A 17,604-nucleotide genomic window follows, 5' to 3' on the forward strand; every position below is an offset into this window, starting at 1 on the left:
TGGCTGATTACAGGACTGTTGTCCATGTCATGGCCGATGCCCAGAGGCTGGGGGTCACCCAGATGGGTATCGTCGGGCAGGAACAGTTCGTCGATCAGTAAGGAAATGAAGGAACTTCAGTTCAAAACGGGCGTGCCATAAGGCAGGCCCGTTTTTTTTATATCTGGTGCAGGGAATGTTTTGGAGGACGGTACACCAGAAATCATAAAAATAACATACGGGCAAAAATGTTTGCAGCGTATGATGCGCTCAAGGGAACTCGGGCATCTGTTGAGCGTATGGCACGAACAGAGCGGCATTGCATAACAAGGAGCAAAGCATCATGCGCCGGATGGGGGGAGTGCTGGTGGTGGCGACGTTGCTGTGGGGGCACGCAGGGTACGCACAGGCCTACCAGCGCACTGTTCATTTTCCCACTCAGGGGGAAGAGGCAACTGTTGCTGGCACGGTCGAGGGGGATGAAGTCGTCCAGTACAAGGTGCCAGCAAAAGTCGGGCAGTTTCTGCTGGTCGGGGGGCATGCAAAAAGCGCGCATGTCAGCTTTTGGGTGCATGATCCCGGTGGGGTAGAGGTTTATAACAGCAAGGTCCAGAACGCTGCTTATATTGGCAGGCCCGAGCAGGATGGAACGTATGTCGTAGGGGTGTTCCTGCGCAAGGCCGATGCCGCGCGCGGGCAGGCTGCGTTTTTTCGGCTGCGTTTTTCACGCAAGTCTCTGCCGGAAGGTTAAGGGGCGGGTGTGCTGCTGTGCGCGAAAGCGCAGGCACGTATCTGTCTGGTGCAGGGCAATGGTGCTGCCCGTTGTGGTATGGCGGACAAGAGGGTTGGAGTATGTTACAACGCACGCGGCAATGCCTGCTGCTCTGCGCGCGCGGCGTAACGGAAGAAGAGACTCCATGAGAAAGCCCGAAACAATAGCCAAGTCCCTGATTACGCGGTTTAATATGGCCGTTGCGGTAAAAATGACCATGCTGTTTGGCAGCATCTGGTGTGTTTATGTCTTTTTTGTATTTTCTCTGGTTCCGCTTATTGTGCCTCAATGGCAGGATACGCTGCTCTACATAAGTAATTGCATTCAGCTGGTTGCATTGCCCGCCCTTATGGTGGGGAGTGCGGTGCTGAGTCAGGGGGCGGACCAGCGCGCATCGGAAGACCATGCCGCCTTGCTGGAAATCCTGTCCGATGTGCGTGAAGAACTTGCAGACCTGAAGGATAAGACTGCCGGGATCGCACGGGATACAACCGAAGCTCTGGAACGCCCGGCAGTGACCGATGTCTCCATTTCCGACCAGACCATCGTGCTGGGGGATAAATCGGACGGAGACGAAAACTAAGACCATTTTGTGCGCTATATACCTGCATGTGTGGCTATGAGCATGACGGGGAGATGTGCGCTGGATAAAGGTCATAAAGGGTGCCAGACCTTGCGGGTCATATGGGCCTGTTATGGGGTGTCTGCTGTTTTTGTGGGAACTGTGGGGTCTCCCGCCGTGGCGGGAGAAACTGCGCTGGCTGGCAAGGCGCAGGTTGTTACGGTGCATGCCAGTCTTGCGCATCTCCCTGCGGGTGGGGGGCTGATCCGCCCCCAGTCAGAACCTCAGGCCCAGAGCATGGTGAATGCCGAATATATTGCCCGTCAGGCCCCCTCTGCCACGGCGTTTGACCTTGTCGCCCAGTTGCCGGGGGCTACGGTCAGCGGGTCGGACCCGTTCGGCTTTTCTCCCCAGAGCAGTATTTCCGTCAGGGGGATGAACGGGGATGCCATAGGGTATGTGCTTGAAGGCATGCCACTGAACGACATTGCCTATTACACGGGCTACCCGAGCCAGTTTGCTGATAACGAGAATTACGAAACCATAAGTCTGCAACAGGGGGCTCCAGACCTGAGCAGCCCGGTGCTGAATGCGGCTGGTGGATTGATGACGCTGCGGTTCAAACCCCCGGCGGACAAAGCCGGTGGGGTGTTTGATACCTCTTACGGCTCGTATAATACCAACCGTCAGTTCCTGCGGCTTGAAAGTGGTGAAATAGGCCATACCGGTCTGCGGGGTTTTGTCTCCTACTCCCACGGGGCAACGGATAACTGGCGTGGTCCGGGGCGGGATGAGCGCCAGCACGTCGACTTCAAGCTCCTTAAAACATGGGGGCAGAAGAGTAGTGTTGCCCTGCTTGGGTCATGGAACCAGGCGATAGACAGCTATTACCCGCAGGTTACAAAAGATGCCTGGCAGACTGATGGCATACATGGCGGCAATAATCTTGCCGCCCATTACAATGCAGACAACGCGGCAGGGGGAACGGATTACTGGCGTCTGGCCCGCCAGCCGGAGCGCACACTTTACATGGCCGCCCCCGTTACCCTCAGTCTGGGCAATGGGCTGGAACTGAGGGCGACGCCCTATGCGCAGGGGGCTTACGGCAATGCGGCGGGGGGCATGCAGTTGCCCGGTACGGGTCTGTTTAATGGCACGGAGGCTGTGCAGCTTGCTCCGGCTCTGGCTAACAGTCCGGATGGGTTCCTGCCCGTGCGGGCGGATTATACGCAGCGGAGTTACCGCTCAGGTTTTACCACTGCACTGGACTGGAAGCGTGGCCCCAATGACCTGACCATAGGCTACTGGTACGATTACGGGGATGATGCGCAAAAGCAGACTTTTTCCATGCTGGATGCCTCGGGGGCGGCCGGGTCCATATGGGGTGGTAACCCGCTGCGCACGGCAGGAGGGCAGGTGTTATGGGGGGTCAATAACCATACCATGACCCAGACCAATGCCCTTTTTGTAGGCGACCGGCTGAGTCTGCTGCATGACCGGCTGTTGCTGAGTGCGGGTTTTAAAGAAGTCATGTTCTCCCGCACAGGTAAAAACGCCATGCCGGGCAGCCGCTATGATGTTGGTATGAACACGGCTGTACCCTTGCCCCGCCTTGGTGCCAGACTTCAGATAACGCCGCATCATCAGATTTTTTTTAATGCCACCACCAACTTTCGTACTCCAGCAGAAACGGCGCTGTATGATGTCTATGCCCCCACAAGTGGTGCCTTGGAGCAAAAAGGCACTGGCAGTCTGAAGAATGAATACTCCATTGCAGAAGAACTGGGGTACCGTTACGCGGATGATCTGCTTGTGGGGAGCGTGACCCTGTTCAATTACAACTTTACCAACAGGCAGGTTTCTACCCTTGTCATGCTCAATGGTGCGCCGGTGCAATCCAGCATGAACGCAGGCGGGCAGACCACACGAGGGGTGGATGTGGAGGTGGGTCTAAGGCCGTGGCATCATATAAGTCCTTATTTTTCAGGTGAATATCTGCATTCCATTCTCGATAATGACCTGCCTTCGGGCTTGGAGGTTCTGCCAACACGGGGCAAACGTTCGGTGCGTTCCCCCACCTTGCAGGCGGCGGCAGGGCTGACATATGACGATGGACATTTTTTTGGAGTGATGACGGTCAAATATACCGGGCATCAGTATGCAACCTTTATGAATGACGAGCGCATGCCCTCCCACGTAACGGGCAATCTGGCGGTGGGGTACCGTATGAAGGATGTATCCGTGCTGCATGCCCCGCAACTGCGCATGAACTTCATCAATATTACCAACCAGCATTATCTGTCTGGTATTGCAGACCCGACCCTTGCCGCGCACGATACGGTGGGACGGCACGGGAGCGTCATCTCTGGCCAGTCGCCTGATTATTACATTGGGGGAGGTTTTGCCGCCCTGTTTACCGCATCCACCGGCTTTTAAGGCATGAGTGGGGAGGGGCAGGCCCAGTTTGGAGTGAACGGCGTGCAGCAGCGGCGCGACTGGCCCTGTCTGACCCTGGATGAGAGCCGGTTGATCCTTGGTTTTTTCCATAATATGCCGCCAGTTCAGGGTGTGGTGTGGCACAGCATGCGTCCTTTTTCTGCTCTGGGGCGTGTGCGGCTGGCGGGGCAGGGGGACTGTCTGCTCAAACGCCACCACGGAACCCTGCGCTCTGTAAAATGGCTGGAAGAGGAACATGCTTTCATAAACCATCTGGCAGGGCAGGGAGTTTCTGTCTGTCCGCCGCTGGTGTTGCCCGATGGCCATACGGCCTTAACGGTTGGGGATTGGACATACGAGGCTTTCTTGCCCGCCAGCGGGAGGGATGTTTATCAGAATGTCATGTCATGGAAGCCGTATCTGTCGGTAAGGCAGGCTTATGGTGCGGGTGTTGCGCTGGGCAGGCTGCATCTGGCTGCTGCCGGGTTTAAAGCTCCCGCGCGCGGTGGGGCGGAGGTGCCGCCGCTGCTCTCGGGGCTGCGGGCTGTGGGCCAGCCACAGCTTGTGCCTGCCTTGCAGCATTGGGCAGTCCGGCAGCCCCATCTGCCATCTGCTCTGGCCCATCGTAGCTGGGTAAGGGATGTGGAGGCAGTGCTATTACCCTTCCATCAACGTTTGCAGCCTCTGTTGCCCCATATTGTTCCGGCATGGGGGCACGGGGACTGGCACGGTTCCAATCTGTTCTGGAATGGAGATGGCGTGAGCAGTGTGCTGGACTTTGGCATGGCTGATCGTACCTGCGCATCTTTTGATCTGGCAGTGGCTCTGGAGCGGGCTGTGGTGGACTGGCTGGCCCTGCCAGCTACTGGTCTTGTTGCATGGGAGCAGGTGGCAGCCCTGCTGGAAGGGTATCAGTCCGTTCGCCCGCTGAGTGCTCTGGAGTGTGCGCAGGTTGTGGCGTTTCTACCCCTTGTGCATGTGGAATTTGCTTTGTCCGAAGTCGGCTATTTTACCGGGCTGGTTCATGATCTGGCCTCGGCCGAGGTTGCCTATACGGACTATCTGCTCGGGCATGGTCGCTGGTTTGCCTGTGGGGAGGGCAAGGCGCTTCTGGCTCGTCTGCCTGCTCTGCTGCGCCAGACCAGAGGCCAGCGGGGGGTAGAGTGAGCACGCTGGAATGGGCTGCCGCCTTGGCCAGCGCCCTTGGAGTCTGGCTGACAGGGCAGCGTCTGGTGGTATGCTGGCCTGTGCTGGTGGTGGCATCGGTCCTGTATGGCATGGTATTTGTGCAAGCCGCTTTGTACGCGGATGCCGCCTTGCAGGGTGTGTTTGTTGCGCTGTCCCTTTATGGCTGGTGGCAATGGCTATGTGGGGCCCGCGCAGAAGGGCAGGTGCGGGTAGCCTGCCTCCCCACAGCCGGGCAGTTATGGGGGCATATGGGGGGCGCGGGCCTTGCTGGTATAGGTCTTGCACTGGCGTTGCGGCACTGGACGGATGACCCGACCCCCATCGGCGATGCCCTGTTGAGCGCATACAGCATTCTGGCGCAGTTCTGGGGCGCGCTCCGTTACAGGCTGAGCTGGGTGCTATGGGGAGTGGTGGACGCCTTCTATACCCTGCTGTTTGTAGAGCGCGGCCTGTGGGTGACGGCGGTCCTGTACGCAGGGTTTGTGGTGCTGGCATTTCGGGGCTGGCAAAAATGGGGGCAGGTGCAATAAGACCTGCCAAACTGCGGGTCAGGAAAAAATAATGGTGCGATGCCCGTTCAGCATCACCCTATGCTCGGTATGCAGTTTGACTGCGCGCGCAAGCACCTGCGATTCCACCCCTCGGCCTGTGGCAATATAGTCATTGGGAGAGTGGTTATGGCTCACTCGTGCGGTTTCCTGCTCGATAATCGGGCCTTCATCCAGATCAGCGGTAACGTAATGCGCGGTTGCACCAATCAGTTTGACGCCGCGCGCATAAGCCTGATGATACGGGCGAGCGCCTTTGAAGGAAGGCAGGAAGGAATGGTGGATGTTGATGATCCGCCCGCTTAACTGTGCGCTCAGAGTGTCCGAGAGCACCTGCATGTAGCGGGCAAGAACAATCAGGTCTGTTTGCGTGTCGCGTACAAGTTCCAGCAGTCTGGCTTCCTGCTCCGCCTTGTTCTGCGGGGTTACGGGCCAGTAGTAGTAGGGAATACCTGCCTGTCGGGCTGTGGCCTCGCTGTCGGGGTGGTTGGAGACAATGGCTACAATCCGGGCCTGTAACCAGCCGACACGAACCTGATACAGCAGATTGAGCAAAGCATGGTCAAAGCGGGAGACCATAATAATCATGCGTGGCGGCACGGCTGCATCATGCAGGCGCATGTTCATGCCAAACTGTTCAGCCACGGGAGCCAGGCAGGTTTTTATGTCCACCATATCGTGGGGCGCAGGGGTGGAAAAAGCCAGCCGCATGAACAACTGGCCCGTACTGCGGTCACTGAACTGGTGGGTCTCTGTAATATCCGCACCCTGCCGTGCCAGCGCTGAGGTCACGCCCGCAACAATGCCAGCTTTGTCCGGGCAGGAAAAAGTAAGAATGAACTGCATAAGGCTCCGTCTGCTCCTCGGGCATGGAAGGAATCGCGCCGTAGTGTGCCAGTCATTTCCATATCTGCGCAATCAGGTGCGTGGAACTGGAGCATGGTTTGGGTGTGCGGGGGTGGGCATGTCAGGCTGTGGATGAATTACAACACCCCGACTCGTTGTTGGAATAAGAGGTCAAGAGGGTTTGGTGTCATAAAAGCTTAAAAAAGCTACAAACCGCAGGAAACAGACATTTTTAATACTCTTCGGGCAAAGAGGCAGATAAGCTTATCCACAAAGGAAGGGGACGGATTACGGGAAAACCCTGTGGATAGTTTTGTGGAAGGCAGGAGCGCGCATATGTTTCATCGTCTTTCTGCATTTGTTCCATATTTTACCGGTTTGTACGCAGGCAGGACGGGAAGTGGGTTCGCATTTTATAAAAACCATGCCAGTTAGGCGACATTCAGGATCAGTCCTGTCTGCCTTGGTGTGGGATCTTCCCCGCCCTGTCCGTAACCCGATGGAGCAGATTTTTTTGTTATGCGTCTGACTTTGTATACCGACTATGCATTACGCACCTTGCTGTATCTGGCCGTACACACGGACAGGCGCGTTTCCATACGCGAGGTGGCCCAGACTTATGGCATTTCCGAAAATCATCTGGTCAAGATCATCCATCATCTGGGGCGCGGCGGGTTTGTACATACACAAAGAGGGCGCGGTGGCGGGCTGACGCTGGCTCGCCCTGCCGAAGAAATTTGTGTGGGGGATGTCGTACGCCATACGGAAGAAGATATGGTGCTGGTCGGCTGTATGACCCGTAATGGGGAACAGGGAATGCCCTGCCTGCTTGCAAAGGGGTGCAGCCTGCGCGGAGTGCTGGGGCAGGCGCTGGATGCATTTATGGGGGTTCTGGATAAGGCCACACTGGCAGATCTGCTGCACCCCTATGAGCGGCGTACATTGTTGCAGGCGGCAAATCTCCGCCACAGCCCCGACCCTGCCGCCGGATAAGCCGGGCTGCTCCTCGTATGCGGCATGCATTTGTGTGTGAGGGCGGGTTACGGTGTTGGTGATACCAGCATGCTGGCATAGGCTGCTGGCGGTATTCTGGCAGAAATGGAAACAGATCAATGTCGCAGAAATTCAAAATCGCACTGGTAACCGGAGCGACTGCCGGGTTTGGGCACGCCATAGCTCTACGTCTTGTGCATGAAGGATACCGGGTTATTGCAACGGGCCGCAGGCAGGAGCGGCTGGAGGCTCTGGCAGGGCAGGTTGAGGCAGGCCGTATTCTGCCGCTACGTCTGGATATGACCGATCTGCCCGCCATACGCGCCCTGCCGCAGAGTCTGCCGCAGGAATGGCAGGCCGTTGATGTGCTGGTCAATAATGCGGGGCTGGCGCTTGGGCTGGAAAAAGCATGGCAGACCAATCCACAGGATTGGGAGACAATGATTGCAACCAACGTAACCGGGCTTGTGGAAATAACCCGTACCCTGCTGCCCGGCATGGTTGCGCGTAACCAAGGGCATGTTGTGTCTTTGGGGAGCACTGCTGGCACTTATCCTTACCCCGGCGCCAATGTGTATGGGGCGACCAAGGCTTTTGTGGATCAGTTCATGCGGAATCTGCGCAGCGACCTGCTGGGCAGGCAGGTCCGGGCGACAACCATTGCGCCGGGGTTGTGTGGGGGCAGTGAGTTCAGTCAGGTCAGGCTGGGGGATCAGGGTCAGGCTGATGCCGTATATGCAGGCACCGCCCCGCTGTTGCCGCAGGATATAGCTGAAACCGTGGCCTGGGTGCTTGGCCTGCCCGCCCATGTCAACATCAACCACGTGGAAATAATGCCGACCTGTCAGGCCTCTGCCGGTCTGGCAGTGGACCGGAGCATGCTGGGTTGATGTGATCTGTTGAGCGTTGCCGCAGCAGACAGAACGCAGCCTCGTGTTGTGGCTGTGTATCTGTCTGGTGTGGCTTAAGCGTGACCCTTTAGCTGCAAACCGGGTTATTCCGGCACTTTACAGGCAATACACAGCTTGTTGCCATCAGGGTCACGCAGATAGGCAAGGTAGAGCGGGCCAACGGGTGTCTGGCGTACGCCGGGTGGGTTTTCAATGGCTTGACCACCGTTTTCCACGCCTGCCTTATGCCATGCGTCCGCCATGGCTGGAGTATCTGCTTCAAAACCGATGGTGCCGCCATTCGCTGCTGTGGCGGGTTTGCCATCCAGCGGTGGGGTTACCATAAACCGGACGCCATGCTTGCCATAGGAAATGCGGCCCTTGGCGTTGATTTCTGCTGGAGGAATGTTCAGGGCAGCAAAAACGGCATCGTAGAATTTTTTTGAGCGGGCAATATCATTGGTACCCACCATGATGTGCGTGAACATGGTCTGTCTGTTCTCCAGTGGTTGGAACACGGGGAGGATGGCCCTCTCCGCTCCACACGGCAAGTCCTGTTCAGCTTATGCCCGCAATGCGTGCAAACCGTTGCTGCCGGCGGATGAACAGTTTTGCCGAAACGCGGAATGCCACGGTCTGCAACCAGCTATGGGGTGGCAGGCCAATGATCTTGAACACCATGGTTGTTACGCGGCGCAGGTGCTGGGGCCGGTAATTGCGCATGGCCCGCACCATATAGGCTGCAATACAGCGTGTATGGTCGTAGGGTTGGTCCGCCGGTACGTTGGTTGTGTAGTAGGCGGAGGCCAGTTCATCGTCCTCGGTTTCCGTCACACGGCCCAGCGCAATGCGGATGCGCCGCCACAGGCCAATCTTCTCGCGGTGCAGGTAACGGTGCATGTGGTCGTAAAACAGTTTGAAATGCCGGAACTCATCAGCCGCAATCTGTTTGCACAGGGCTTTAAGCACGGGTTCTTCCGTGGTGTCGGCCAGAGCAGAGTAAAAAGAAGAGGTGCCTGTTTCCACCATGCAGCGGGCGATCAGTTCCCCCGTGCGTGAACCGCGCACGGAGTGATCGACATCCAGCGGAATCTTGTAAAAATCGCGGTAACGCTGGAATGCTGCCTGATAATCCCAGCCGGGGTCGGCCAGCATGGCCCAGCGGCCCAGCGCATCCCCGTGCTGGATTTCTTCTTCCGCCCAGTGGTTGGCCGCCGTGCAGAAGTCCGGATCATTCCGGAAGACGTTGTTGAGGTATAACGCGTAGTCCACGCTGTTGCGCTCTACAACAGCGGCCGCCTTGATGGCGGGGATCAGTTCCGGGTCAACCTTGGAGGGATCAAAACGATCCCATGGCAGTTGATCAATCTGCCAGTGCTTCATGTACCGGACCTCCTGTTGCGCCAAATCCCTGCCGGTCCTGCATGGTTCGCCCTGTTGGAACAGGGGAGGGAGCAGAAGGGGCAGGCGGGTTTTTTAAACCATATGGTGCGTTGGCAAAGTAGCGCGTGACAAAAAAATATATCTGTACCCAAAGTGCCGCATATCCTGCCGGGGTCTGCCCCATGCGCAAGGTGGGTGGCGTAAGGGGCTGTTTATGGCACGGGTTGCCCGTGTACTGAAACAGGGAAAAACACGGCGCGGCAAATAAGGCCTGCGGCGCATCGTGGCTTAAGGGGTAACGATGCTGCCCGTCCCTTTGTGGAATATCCGCGTTTTTGGGGGACACTCAGGCGTTTTCGGGGCTGGTTGAGGGGAGCGTGTCTTCAAACGGCGGGAGTGCGCGTGGGCGGCGTTTGTCATCCAGTGCGACAAAAATGAACTCCCCTTCCGTCACCTTGGACGTAATATGGGTGTGGCGTGCCCTGCGCCATGTTTCCACATGAATGGTCAGCGACGTGCGGCCTGTCCGGATGATTTTGGTGTAGATGCTCACTTCATCTCCCACCACAACAGGTTCGAGAAAAACAAGACTGTTGATCGCAACGGTCACGCACCGCCCATTGGCCCGGAAGGCGGCGGTTGTTCCTGCGGCAAGATCCATCTGTGAGACAATCCATCCGCCAAACACGTCTCCTGCGGGGTTGGTGTCTGTTGGCATGGCCACAACGCGGATTGTGGGCACACCCGGCGGCAGATTGGAACTGGATGAAGGTTGCATCGCAAGTCTGTCCTTAATTTTTTCTGGATCGTCTGGAGTGGCGGAGATGAGTGTACACGATAAGCAGAATTGCACCGAGGATGCCTCCTCAGTTTTATGTGATCTGCATGCAAGGCCAACGGCAGCCGCGCATAATCAGCTCGGAACAGCATGGGCTGCATGTCTAGTTGCGGATAAGGATGTAATTCACGGTGACATCGAAGTTGATATGTTGGTCCTTCATGTCCGGGGGCACCGGGGGGAGTTGAGCGCCCTCGAACATGCCAACGGTTGAGGCGTCCAGTGCCGGGGTTGAAGAGCCGTTTAGGAAGACTTTAAACACATGTCCAGAACGGTCCAGAATAACATGGACGGATGTGCTGCCTTCTTCCCCCCGTTCAGCGGCTTCTGGCGGGTAGAACAGGTGGCGCTGGATCCATGCGTCAATTTCCGCACCGTAATCGCTGCTTACGCCATGGACGCTTGTGCGTGAGGCGTAGTGGGCATTCAGCTGTCCGTTTTCCACCATCGGTCCAATGGACAGGTCCAGCGGGGCGGATGACCCGCCAGGGCGCCCCCGGTTGGAGCGGCGGGGGGCTGGTGCCTCGTTAAATGAATAATCCATCGGGTGCTGAAGCAGGGATTTCAGGTTTCTGGGGAGCTGCTGGGGGGGCGTGTGCGTGCGCGGTACCGCGCGGCTGTTCGGCTTTGCTGTGGATTTGTGCGGAGTTGGCCGTGCTTTCTGGGGGGTGGATTGGGGCTTGGGCAGACCGTCATCCGACTGCGGAAGAGGGGGGACGTCCGGTGTTGCCGCACGGGTTTCGGGTGGGGCTGTCTGGGTTTCGGGCTGCTGTTCGGCCGGAGGCGGAGGGGCTGCCTGCGGAGCTGCATTGCCGCTGCCAGCTTCGGGCGAATGGGGGCCGACCATACCGCTGGAGGTTGTAGGCTGGGAAAAAACCATTTCCACCGAGGAAGACTGGGACGACTGGGGGGAACCAGCCTGCCCGTGGTGGGTCGCCTGATAGAGAAGCGCCGCCAGTAACAGAAAATGCGCAAGGGCGGAGGCTGTAAACACCGGTCCCAATGTGGGGTCGGCGTATATGTCCTTGCGGATGAGTGGTGTGGATGAGCCGCGCACCGGGCTGCCCGGTGGTTTGGGCACAGGCATGAACGGGAACAGCCGTGACCGTTGCCCCGCACCGTCTTCCATTCCATCTGGTGGAGGAGGGGCGGAAAGGGAGGGCGCAGGTTGCAGGCGGGGTTCCTGCCTGTTGAGCAGGGCGGTATTCGGGCGTGAGGAAGAGCGATGCTTATCGACCATGGACTGCCCGAGTTCTCCCTTGTCCCGCATGAGTATGGTGTGCGTGGGTATAGCCCACTTGCCCGCTATTTTGCCATTGCTCAAGCCCCGGTGCTACAGAGAACTTCAGTCCGGGGTCTGCACAGGTAATGGGTTGGGTAAAGGACCACTACAGGAATGGTCCGGTGTTGCAAGGCGGTTTGTCCTGCCGTAGCAGGTGATTTTACCAGATTTTAACGCGCTGTTGCAGCGGTAGGTACAGTTTGTCGCCGGGTTGTACGTTCCATGCATCATACCATGCGTCAATATTGTGCATGGGCAGGTTTACACGGGCTTCGGGAGGGGAGTGCGGGTCCGTGACAACCAGCCTGCGGATGGTTTCCTCCCGCAGTTTTTCGCGCCAGACCTGCGCCCAGCCCAAAAATACGCGCTGCTCACCACTCAGCCCGTCCACTACCGGGGCGGGTTTGCCATTAAGCGATGCATGGTAGGCATCAAGCGCTAAAGTCAGCCCGCCCAGATCGGCAATGTTTTCTCCCATGGTCAGCTTGCCGTTGACATGCACACCAGGCAGAACTTCAAACGCATCATACTGAGCACCCAGGCGGTCAGCCAGTTTCTGGAAGCGTTCGGCATCGTCCTTTGTCCACCAGTCGCGCAGGCGGCCGTGCTCATCAAACTGGCGGCCCTCATCATCGAATGAGTGGGTCATTTCATGGCCGATCACGCCGCCAATGGCGCCGTAGTTCACGGCCGGGTCCGCCTTGATGTTGAAGAACGGCGGCTGAAGAATGGCGGCGGGGAAAACCACCTGATCAAAAAGCGGGTTGTTGTAGGCGTTAACCGTTTGCGGGGTCATGTCCCATTCGTTGCGGTCTACCGGCTTGTCCAGACGGTCCAGCCAGTAGCGCCATTCAAAGGCCACACCGTTGCGGGCGTTTTCGTACACATCGCCTTTTTTCACCACAAGGCCCGTGTAGTCGCGCCAGCGGCTAGGATAGCCGACCTGAATTTCAAAGTTTTCCAGCTTGCGGAGTGCTGCGTCCTTGGTGGCCGCGCTCATCCAGCTATTGTTCTGCAACCGGACCCTGAAGGCGTTTTTCAGGTCGGCAGTCAGTTTTTGCATGGCTACGCGGTTTTCGGGGGGGAAGTAGCGCTGCACATAAACCTTGCCCAGCGCCATGCCCATGGCGGCACTGGTGGCCTGCACGCCCCGCTTCCACCGGGCGGTCAGGGTTGGCTGGCCGGTCAGGGCTTTGGTAAAGACAAACCGGGCCTGTTCAAAACTGTCCGGCAGGTAGGTTGTGGCATTTTCCACAAGATGGAAGGCAAGCCACGCACGCAGGGTGTCCATGTCTGTTGCCGCCAGAACCCGGGCTTCTCCTGTAATGGCGGAGGGCTCTCCGACAATCAGGCTCCGTTTGTCCATGTCCTGTGCGGACAGACCGGAGGCGCCTAGCCATGCGACCCAGTCAAACCCCGGTGCCCTGGTCCCCAGTTCGGCCAGTGTCATGGGGTTATAGGTTTTCTGTGGGTCACGCAGGTCTGCGCGGGGCCAGTGTGCTTCGGCCAGCTTGCTCTCAAAAATCACAATGGCGGCTGCGGCCTTGCCGGGTTCGGGCCAGCCTGCGAGCGTGAGTGCTTTTTCGATATAGCTCTGATAAGCGGCTTTTTTGGCCGCAAAGGCGGGTTTGAGATAATAGTCCCTGTCTGGCAGGCCCAGCCCGGCCTGATCAAGCGTGAGCGCATAGCGCGTGGGGTCCTTGGCGTCGGGGTTGATCCCAAGGGAGAAGGGAGCAAACTGGAACGACCCCGCAGCCGTACCGCTGAGTGCTGCAAACCCCGCCATGTCCTTTATGGCCCTGATGGCGTCCATATCCTGTGCCAGAGGCTGTGTGCCAAGGCGTTCCACTTCCGCCACATCCATGTAGGAAGCGTAGAAGGTGCCCAGTTTTTCTTCCGTGCTACGGGGCGAGGCCACAGGATGGGCGGACAGGTCATTCAGAATACTCTGGACCCGTGTGCGGGAGAGCTCGGCCAGAGCATTGAACGGGCCGTAGCTGGTCATGTCCGCAGGGATTTTAAGGTGCCCCAGATACGCGCCGTTGGCATAGCGGAAAAAATTGTTCCCCGGAACTACCGCAAGGTCCCGTCCGGCAAGGTCTACGCCCCATGCGCCAAAGCTGCCCTGTGCTGTTGGTGGCGTGCCCTGTGGCGCAGCGTGGGTCTGCCCGCCCAGACTCCCCGTCCCCACAATGGCGGAGAGCATAAGGGCATGGCGAAAAATGGCGCGCAAGGACAGGTCTGGCACAGGGGAACTCCGGTTCTTTATTATAGTTGCTGACACTACGGATTGCTGGCCGTGTTTCTTATGCAAAACACAAGACAAGCTTTTACCTTAGCCAGCTTGTTCCGGCCTGCCTACCCTCTTGTGGGCGAAGGTTTTCTTAAAAAAAACCTTATACACGGGTGCCGGTCTTTTTGATCGGGATATGCATGAATATGCAGCAAAACAGTTAAAAGTAAGATGGATTTGGGCCAACAGTCTTGCACAAGAGGGACTGTTTCCGTCATGAAAGAGGCAGGCTTTGCCGGGGGAGCATGGCTTGCGTGGCAACATATGGGTGGGGAAGGAGCGGATTATTTTCGGGCAGCAAGCATATGGCCTTCCTCTGGCCATGCACACAGGCAGGCAGAGCCGCACGTACTGGCAGCGTATGCTGTGCTGTGTCAGCCTGATCCCTCTCAGTCTGTTTGCTGTCCCTGCGGCACAGGCGCAGAACATATCAGGTCGTCCGGGCAAAGCGTCTGTATTGCCAGCCCTCCCTGTCAGGCCGGGCAAGGTGGGGCAGGTAAAACCCGCTCTTGTAGCCGCACATGGCATAACCCATGTGGATGTGGGGGCGCACCGGTCCGATTTTGCTTTTCCCGCGGCCCAGCATGAGCCGGATGCCACAACGTATTTAAGTGCGGAAATGCTGCGTAACAGGGATGTCACCACCCTGCGCGGGCTGGAGCGCGTGGCCCCAAACCTGACCATGCAGAGCATCAACGGTACGGCCTCGACCAATTTTTACCTGCGTGGAGCAGGGTTTAATGATTTTACACAGAACAACATGCCCCCCGTTCTGACGTATATGGATGATGTGGCCTACGCTTACCCTGCCATGAGCAACGGGTTGCTGTTTGATATGGCCGACGCGGCAGTGGACCCGGGGCCGGTGGGCACAAAACATGGTCAGTCCACCACTGGGGGGGAAGTGCGCCTGCGCACCAACGACCCGACCACCACATGGCATTACGGTGGAATGGAGGATATAGCCTCCTACGCCCGGAGCCGGAGCGAGGCTTATGTGTCTGGTCCGCTGGCCAAGGGGTGGAGTTTTCGGCTGGCAGGGCAGACGCGCCAAGGCGGGGGATGGCAGTATAACCCGACTAATGGCGCGCATCTGGGGGATGCGGATCTGTGGGCATTGCGGGGCAAACTGCGCTGGCAGCCTAATGAGCGCACGACCATCCAGCTCGGTGGTCATTTTGTGCAGGATAACAGTCAGGTGGTCACTGCGGTTCCTGTTCACAGGCTTATCGGGTCACAGCCTTTGCCGGATTTTGGGCTGGGACGGCAGGCGGAGTGGTCCATGCGGCCAGAGTTTGCAAGGCTGGTGGGGCGTGGTGCGGGCCTTAAACCCAGCGAGCATAACCAGTACTGGGGGGCTGACCTGCGGCTGATCCATGATTTTGGCCCCGCTACCTTTACCGCCATCAGCGCGTTCGAGACCGAGCGCCAGGGCGAATACACGGATCAGGATGGCACGGCCCTTTCTCAAGCGGATACATACCGTACCATAGATGCCAACGTGTTCACGCAGGAAGCCCGGCTGAACGGGGTTGCCCTGCGTGGGCGCCTGAGCTGGATTGTGGGGGCGTATTACCAGCGCAGCCGCATGGACCAGAAATTTTTCTTTGACTATACGGATTACTCTGCCCGCCGGTACATGATGGCCACAATCTTCGGCCTGAATCAGGACAGTGTTTCCGAGTTCGGGAATGTCAGTTACCGTCTGCCGCATAATGTGACCATCTGGGCCGGGCTTTTGCATGAGCTGGATGACCGGGGCATAACCAGCCTGAAGTCCCGGATATTCGGTGGAGCGACCCGGAATTTTGAACCCGAGAATACTGCTGCCAACCAGTTTGCCGGGCAGGTTGGGGTTTCATGGCAGTTCGTACCGCAGGCTCTGCTGTATTACAAAATGAGCAGGGGCTTCAAACCCGGTGGATTTAGCGCCAACAATACACAGGTGCAGGCCCAGTTGGACCCGTTTAAGCCGGAAACGGTTCTGACCTACGAACTCGGTCTGAAATCTGACCCCATACCGGGGCGGCTACGCCTGAATGGCGCTGCGTTTTACAACGATTTTCATAACCAGCAGGTCATAGGCACCGTGCTGATCCCCAATTTTGGTCCGTTGAGCGAAATTACCAACGCCCCCAAATCCGAAAGCTGGGGGTTTGAGGCAACACTGGAAGCCCACCCGTTTGGCCACCTGTTTTTAATGCAGAACCTTGGTTGGCAGCGCGGGGATTTTCAGGATTTTCCGAATGTGGACCGGGCCGCCACCAATGCTTACCATGCAAGCCATCCCCAGCAATGGCGGGCCGTGGAACGTAATTTTAGCGGCGTGGATAACGGCTCCCCCAAACTGACCCTGAACGGAGATGCCACATGGCGGCAGCCTTTACCCCAAAACTACAGGCTGGATTTTGGGCCGGACTGGCAATACAGGGGTAGTCAGGCCATTACCGTGGGGGGAACCGGGTTTTACCGCCTGCCGCCATATTTTTTGCTGGGGGCCCATGCGACCATGCACTCTCCCTCCCAGTTGTGGGATATAACGGTTTATGCCCGCAATATTCTGGACCGTCGCTATGCGGAGAGCGGGGGCATGGCCACTACAACCTATTTTTATATCCCCGGCGAACCCCGTTTTATTGGTGGCCGCATTGCCTGCCACTTTTAGCCGCTGAAAAAGCCATTGCCTGCAATCTGGCCCCCTATGGGCAAACAGGGCATGATGGCAGCATGACAAAACAGGCCGTTCAGACACAATCCTTCCTCCTCCGGCTAGCAGAGCAGACAGTGCATGTTCGCCAGGCAGGGGAGGGGCCGGGGCTGCCGCTGCTGCTGGTGCATGGTTTTGGTGGCAGCGCAACCAACTGGCAGCTTACTCAGCAGGTGCAGGCTGCTCACCGGCGGGTCATCGCGTTTGACCTGCCCGGGCATGGCCGGTCCAGCGTTCTGGCGCAGGCTCCAACACTGGCGCGTTTGGCGCAGGTTACAGCCCTTGTGCTGGATGGGCTGGGTGTGAGCAAAGCCCATATTCTGGGGCATTCTCTGGGGGGAGGTATTGCCCTGTCCTTGCTGGAGAGTGTTCCTGCGCGGGTTGCCAGCCTGTCCCTGCTGGCTCCGGCCGGGCTGGGCCGTACAGTCAACATGGCGTTCATGACCAGCTTTGTGGAGGCCAGCACTGTGGCGGATATGGCGCAGGCCATGGCCATGGCTGTGTACGATCCCAAGCTGATCGGGCGCAAGATTGCGGAGTTTCTGGTAGAAGCCCGCGCGGTGCCGGGGGCGCGCGCCGCGTTGCGCGCTATTGCGCAGACCTGCTTCCCCCACGGTGAGCAGGCCAATAACCTGCGTCCGCTGCTATATAATCCGCCATGCCCCGTGCAGATTATATGGGGGGAGGCAGATCAGGTTTTACCCGCCACGCAGGCGCAGGGGCTTTGCGCTCAGGATATCTGCCATTTTCTGGCCCGTACAGGCCATCTGCCGCATATAGAACAGGCGGCTACGGTGAATGCGCTGGTAAGGAAATTTTTATGTGCGTGTGAAAAAACCTGAGTACATCAGAGTGTTTGAACCAGATGGCATAGCCCTCCCCGGTAA

17 protein-coding genes and 1 pseudogene are annotated in these 17,604 nt (G+C 57.9%); 10 read left to right on the forward strand and 8 right to left on the reverse strand.

All coding sequences use genetic code 11. From position 1 onward, the window contains the following. Nucleotides 1–101: pseudogene (locus tag PY793_RS00005) on the forward strand (biopolymer transporter ExbD); the annotation flags it as partial. A 221-nt stretch (nt 102–322) separates the two neighbouring features. Continuing rightward, on the forward strand, nt 323–730 hold the full coding sequence (locus tag PY793_RS00010) for a hypothetical protein (RefSeq protein ID WP_275176100.1): 408 nt from the start codon (nt 323–325) through the stop codon (nt 728–730). On the opposite strand, the gene PY793_RS00015 is transcribed toward PY793_RS00010, so the two are convergent. Continuing rightward, the gene (locus PY793_RS00015) at nt 704–898 is read right to left on the reverse strand and encodes a hypothetical protein (protein ID WP_275176101.1); all 195 of its coding nucleotides are present in this window, start codon (nt 896–898) and stop codon (nt 704–706) included. The genes PY793_RS00010 and PY793_RS00015 overlap by 27 nt on opposite strands. On the opposite strand from PY793_RS00015, the gene PY793_RS00020 reads away from it, so the two are divergent. The 4 genes from PY793_RS00020 to pnuC are packed head-to-tail and all read left to right on the forward strand — an operon-like array spanning nt 897 to nt 5,467. After that, nucleotides 897–1,334 carry a hypothetical protein gene (locus tag PY793_RS00020; protein ID WP_275176102.1) on the forward strand — a complete coding sequence of 146 codons (438 nt, stop codon included), beginning with the start codon at nt 897–899 and terminating at the stop codon, nt 1,332–1,334. The two genes, PY793_RS00015 and PY793_RS00020, sit on opposite strands and share 2 nt — an antisense overlap. Nucleotides 1,335–1,376: 42 nt before the next feature. Beyond that, entirely contained in the window at nt 1,377–3,749 is a 2,373-nt protein-coding gene (locus PY793_RS00025; RefSeq protein WP_275176103.1) for a TonB-dependent receptor, read from the forward strand. 3 nt (nt 3,750–3,752) lie between these two features. Beyond that, entirely contained in the window at nt 3,753–4,916 is a 1,164-nt protein-coding gene (locus PY793_RS00030; protein ID WP_275176104.1) for a phosphotransferase enzyme family protein, read from the forward strand. Beyond that, a complete protein-coding gene (pnuC, locus tag PY793_RS00035; protein WP_275176105.1) occupies nt 4,913–5,467 on the forward strand; it encodes a nicotinamide riboside transporter PnuC in 555 nt (184 codons plus the stop codon). The genes PY793_RS00030 and pnuC overlap by 4 nt, the downstream gene beginning before the upstream one ends. A gap of 18 nt (nt 5,468–5,485) precedes the next feature. On the opposite strand, the gene purU is transcribed toward pnuC, so the two are convergent. After that, a complete protein-coding gene (gene purU, locus PY793_RS00040) occupies nt 5,486–6,331 on the reverse strand; it encodes a formyltetrahydrofolate deformylase (RefSeq protein ID WP_275176106.1) in 846 nt (281 codons plus the stop codon). A gap of 519 nt (nt 6,332–6,850) precedes the next feature. Between purU and PY793_RS00045 the strand changes: the two genes are divergently transcribed. Both PY793_RS00045 and PY793_RS00050 read left to right on the forward strand, forming a co-directional pair. Further along, nucleotides 6,851–7,324, forward strand: a complete 474-nt coding sequence (locus PY793_RS00045; RefSeq protein WP_275176107.1) for an RrF2 family transcriptional regulator — start codon at nt 6,851–6,853, stop codon at nt 7,322–7,324. Nucleotides 7,325–7,443: 119 nt separating this feature from the next. Continuing rightward, nucleotides 7,444–8,214, forward strand: a complete 771-nt coding sequence (locus tag PY793_RS00050; protein ID WP_275176108.1) for an SDR family NAD(P)-dependent oxidoreductase — start codon at nt 7,444–7,446, stop codon at nt 8,212–8,214. 104 nt (nt 8,215–8,318) lie between these two features. Here the strand turns inward: PY793_RS00050 and PY793_RS00055 are convergent, their stop codons facing one another. The 6 genes from PY793_RS00055 to PY793_RS00080 form a co-directional block, all read right to left on the reverse strand. Further along, on the reverse strand, nt 8,319–8,702 hold the full coding sequence (locus PY793_RS00055) for a VOC family protein (RefSeq protein ID WP_275176109.1): 384 nt from the start codon (nt 8,700–8,702) through the stop codon (nt 8,319–8,321). A gap of 70 nt (nt 8,703–8,772) precedes the next feature. Beyond that, nucleotides 8,773–9,597 carry a ferritin-like domain-containing protein gene (locus PY793_RS00060; protein WP_275176110.1) on the reverse strand — a complete coding sequence of 275 codons (825 nt, stop codon included), beginning with the start codon at nt 9,595–9,597 and terminating at the stop codon, nt 8,773–8,775. Then, the gene (locus PY793_RS00065) at nt 9,578–9,943 is read right to left on the reverse strand and encodes a hypothetical protein (protein WP_275176111.1); all 366 of its coding nucleotides are present in this window, start codon (nt 9,941–9,943) and stop codon (nt 9,578–9,580) included. The genes PY793_RS00060 and PY793_RS00065 overlap by 20 nt, the downstream gene beginning before the upstream one ends. Further along, a complete protein-coding gene (locus tag PY793_RS00070) occupies nt 9,944–10,375 on the reverse strand; it encodes an acyl-CoA thioesterase (RefSeq protein ID WP_275176112.1) in 432 nt (143 codons plus the stop codon). A gap of 163 nt (nt 10,376–10,538) precedes the next feature. After that, complete coding sequence (locus PY793_RS00075; protein WP_275176113.1) at nt 10,539–11,759, reverse strand: energy transducer TonB; 1,221 nt, start codon at nt 11,757–11,759, stop codon at nt 10,539–10,541. Nucleotides 11,760–11,877: 118 nt separating this feature from the next. Beyond that, nucleotides 11,878–13,923: a M13 family metallopeptidase gene (locus tag PY793_RS00080; RefSeq protein ID WP_275176652.1), complete on the reverse strand. Its 2,046-nt coding sequence runs from the start codon at nt 13,921–13,923 to the stop codon at nt 11,878–11,880. A gap of 409 nt (nt 13,924–14,332) precedes the next feature. On the opposite strand from PY793_RS00080, the gene PY793_RS00085 reads away from it, so the two are divergent. Then, a complete protein-coding gene (locus PY793_RS00085; RefSeq protein WP_275176653.1) occupies nt 14,333–16,675 on the forward strand; it encodes a TonB-dependent receptor in 2,343 nt (780 codons plus the stop codon). Nucleotides 16,676–16,737: 62 nt separating this feature from the next. Then, a complete protein-coding gene (locus PY793_RS00090; RefSeq protein WP_275176114.1) occupies nt 16,738–17,559 on the forward strand; it encodes an alpha/beta fold hydrolase in 822 nt (273 codons plus the stop codon). The last annotated feature ends 45 nt before the right edge of the window (nt 17,560–17,604 follow it).

Origin of the sequence: Acetobacter fabarum, assembly GCF_029069195.1 — a bacterium.
Lineage (GTDB): Bacteria > Pseudomonadota > Alphaproteobacteria > Acetobacterales > Acetobacteraceae > Acetobacter > Acetobacter fabarum_A.

What these genes read in the sequence shown, in the direction of transcription:
- PY793_RS00080 (WP_275176652.1), bottom strand. Translation starts at nt 13,923, where the DNA reads ATGCTCTCCGCCATTGTGGGGACGGGGAGTCTGGGCGGGCAGACCCAC.
- PY793_RS00015 (WP_275176101.1), bottom strand. Translation starts at nt 898, where the DNA reads ATGGAGTCTCTTCTTCCGTTACGCCGCGCGCGCAGAGCAGCAGGCATT.
- PY793_RS00025 (WP_275176103.1), top strand. Translation starts at nt 1,377, where the DNA reads ATGACGGGGAGATGTGCGCTGGATAAAGGTCATAAAGGGTGCCAGACC.
- PY793_RS00045 (WP_275176107.1), top strand. Translation starts at nt 6,851, where the DNA reads ATGCGTCTGACTTTGTATACCGACTATGCATTACGCACCTTGCTGTAT.
- PY793_RS00030 (WP_275176104.1), top strand. Translation starts at nt 3,753, where the DNA reads ATGAGTGGGGAGGGGCAGGCCCAGTTTGGAGTGAACGGCGTGCAGCAG.
- PY793_RS00060 (WP_275176110.1), bottom strand. Translation starts at nt 9,597, where the DNA reads ATGAAGCACTGGCAGATTGATCAACTGCCATGGGATCGTTTTGATCCC.
- PY793_RS00010 (WP_275176100.1), top strand. Translation starts at nt 323, where the DNA reads ATGCGCCGGATGGGGGGAGTGCTGGTGGTGGCGACGTTGCTGTGGGGG.
- PY793_RS00050 (WP_275176108.1), top strand. Translation starts at nt 7,444, where the DNA reads ATGTCGCAGAAATTCAAAATCGCACTGGTAACCGGAGCGACTGCCGGG.
- PY793_RS00055 (WP_275176109.1), bottom strand. Translation starts at nt 8,702, where the DNA reads ATGTTCACGCACATCATGGTGGGTACCAATGATATTGCCCGCTCAAAA.
- PY793_RS00020 (WP_275176102.1), top strand. Translation starts at nt 897, where the DNA reads ATGAGAAAGCCCGAAACAATAGCCAAGTCCCTGATTACGCGGTTTAAT.
- PY793_RS00085 (WP_275176653.1), top strand. Translation starts at nt 14,333, where the DNA reads ATGCACACAGGCAGGCAGAGCCGCACGTACTGGCAGCGTATGCTGTGC.
- PY793_RS00090 (WP_275176114.1), top strand. Translation starts at nt 16,738, where the DNA reads ATGACAAAACAGGCCGTTCAGACACAATCCTTCCTCCTCCGGCTAGCA.
- purU (WP_275176106.1), bottom strand. Translation starts at nt 6,331, where the DNA reads ATGCAGTTCATTCTTACTTTTTCCTGCCCGGACAAAGCTGGCATTGTT.
- PY793_RS00070 (WP_275176112.1), bottom strand. Translation starts at nt 10,375, where the DNA reads ATGCAACCTTCATCCAGTTCCAATCTGCCGCCGGGTGTGCCCACAATC.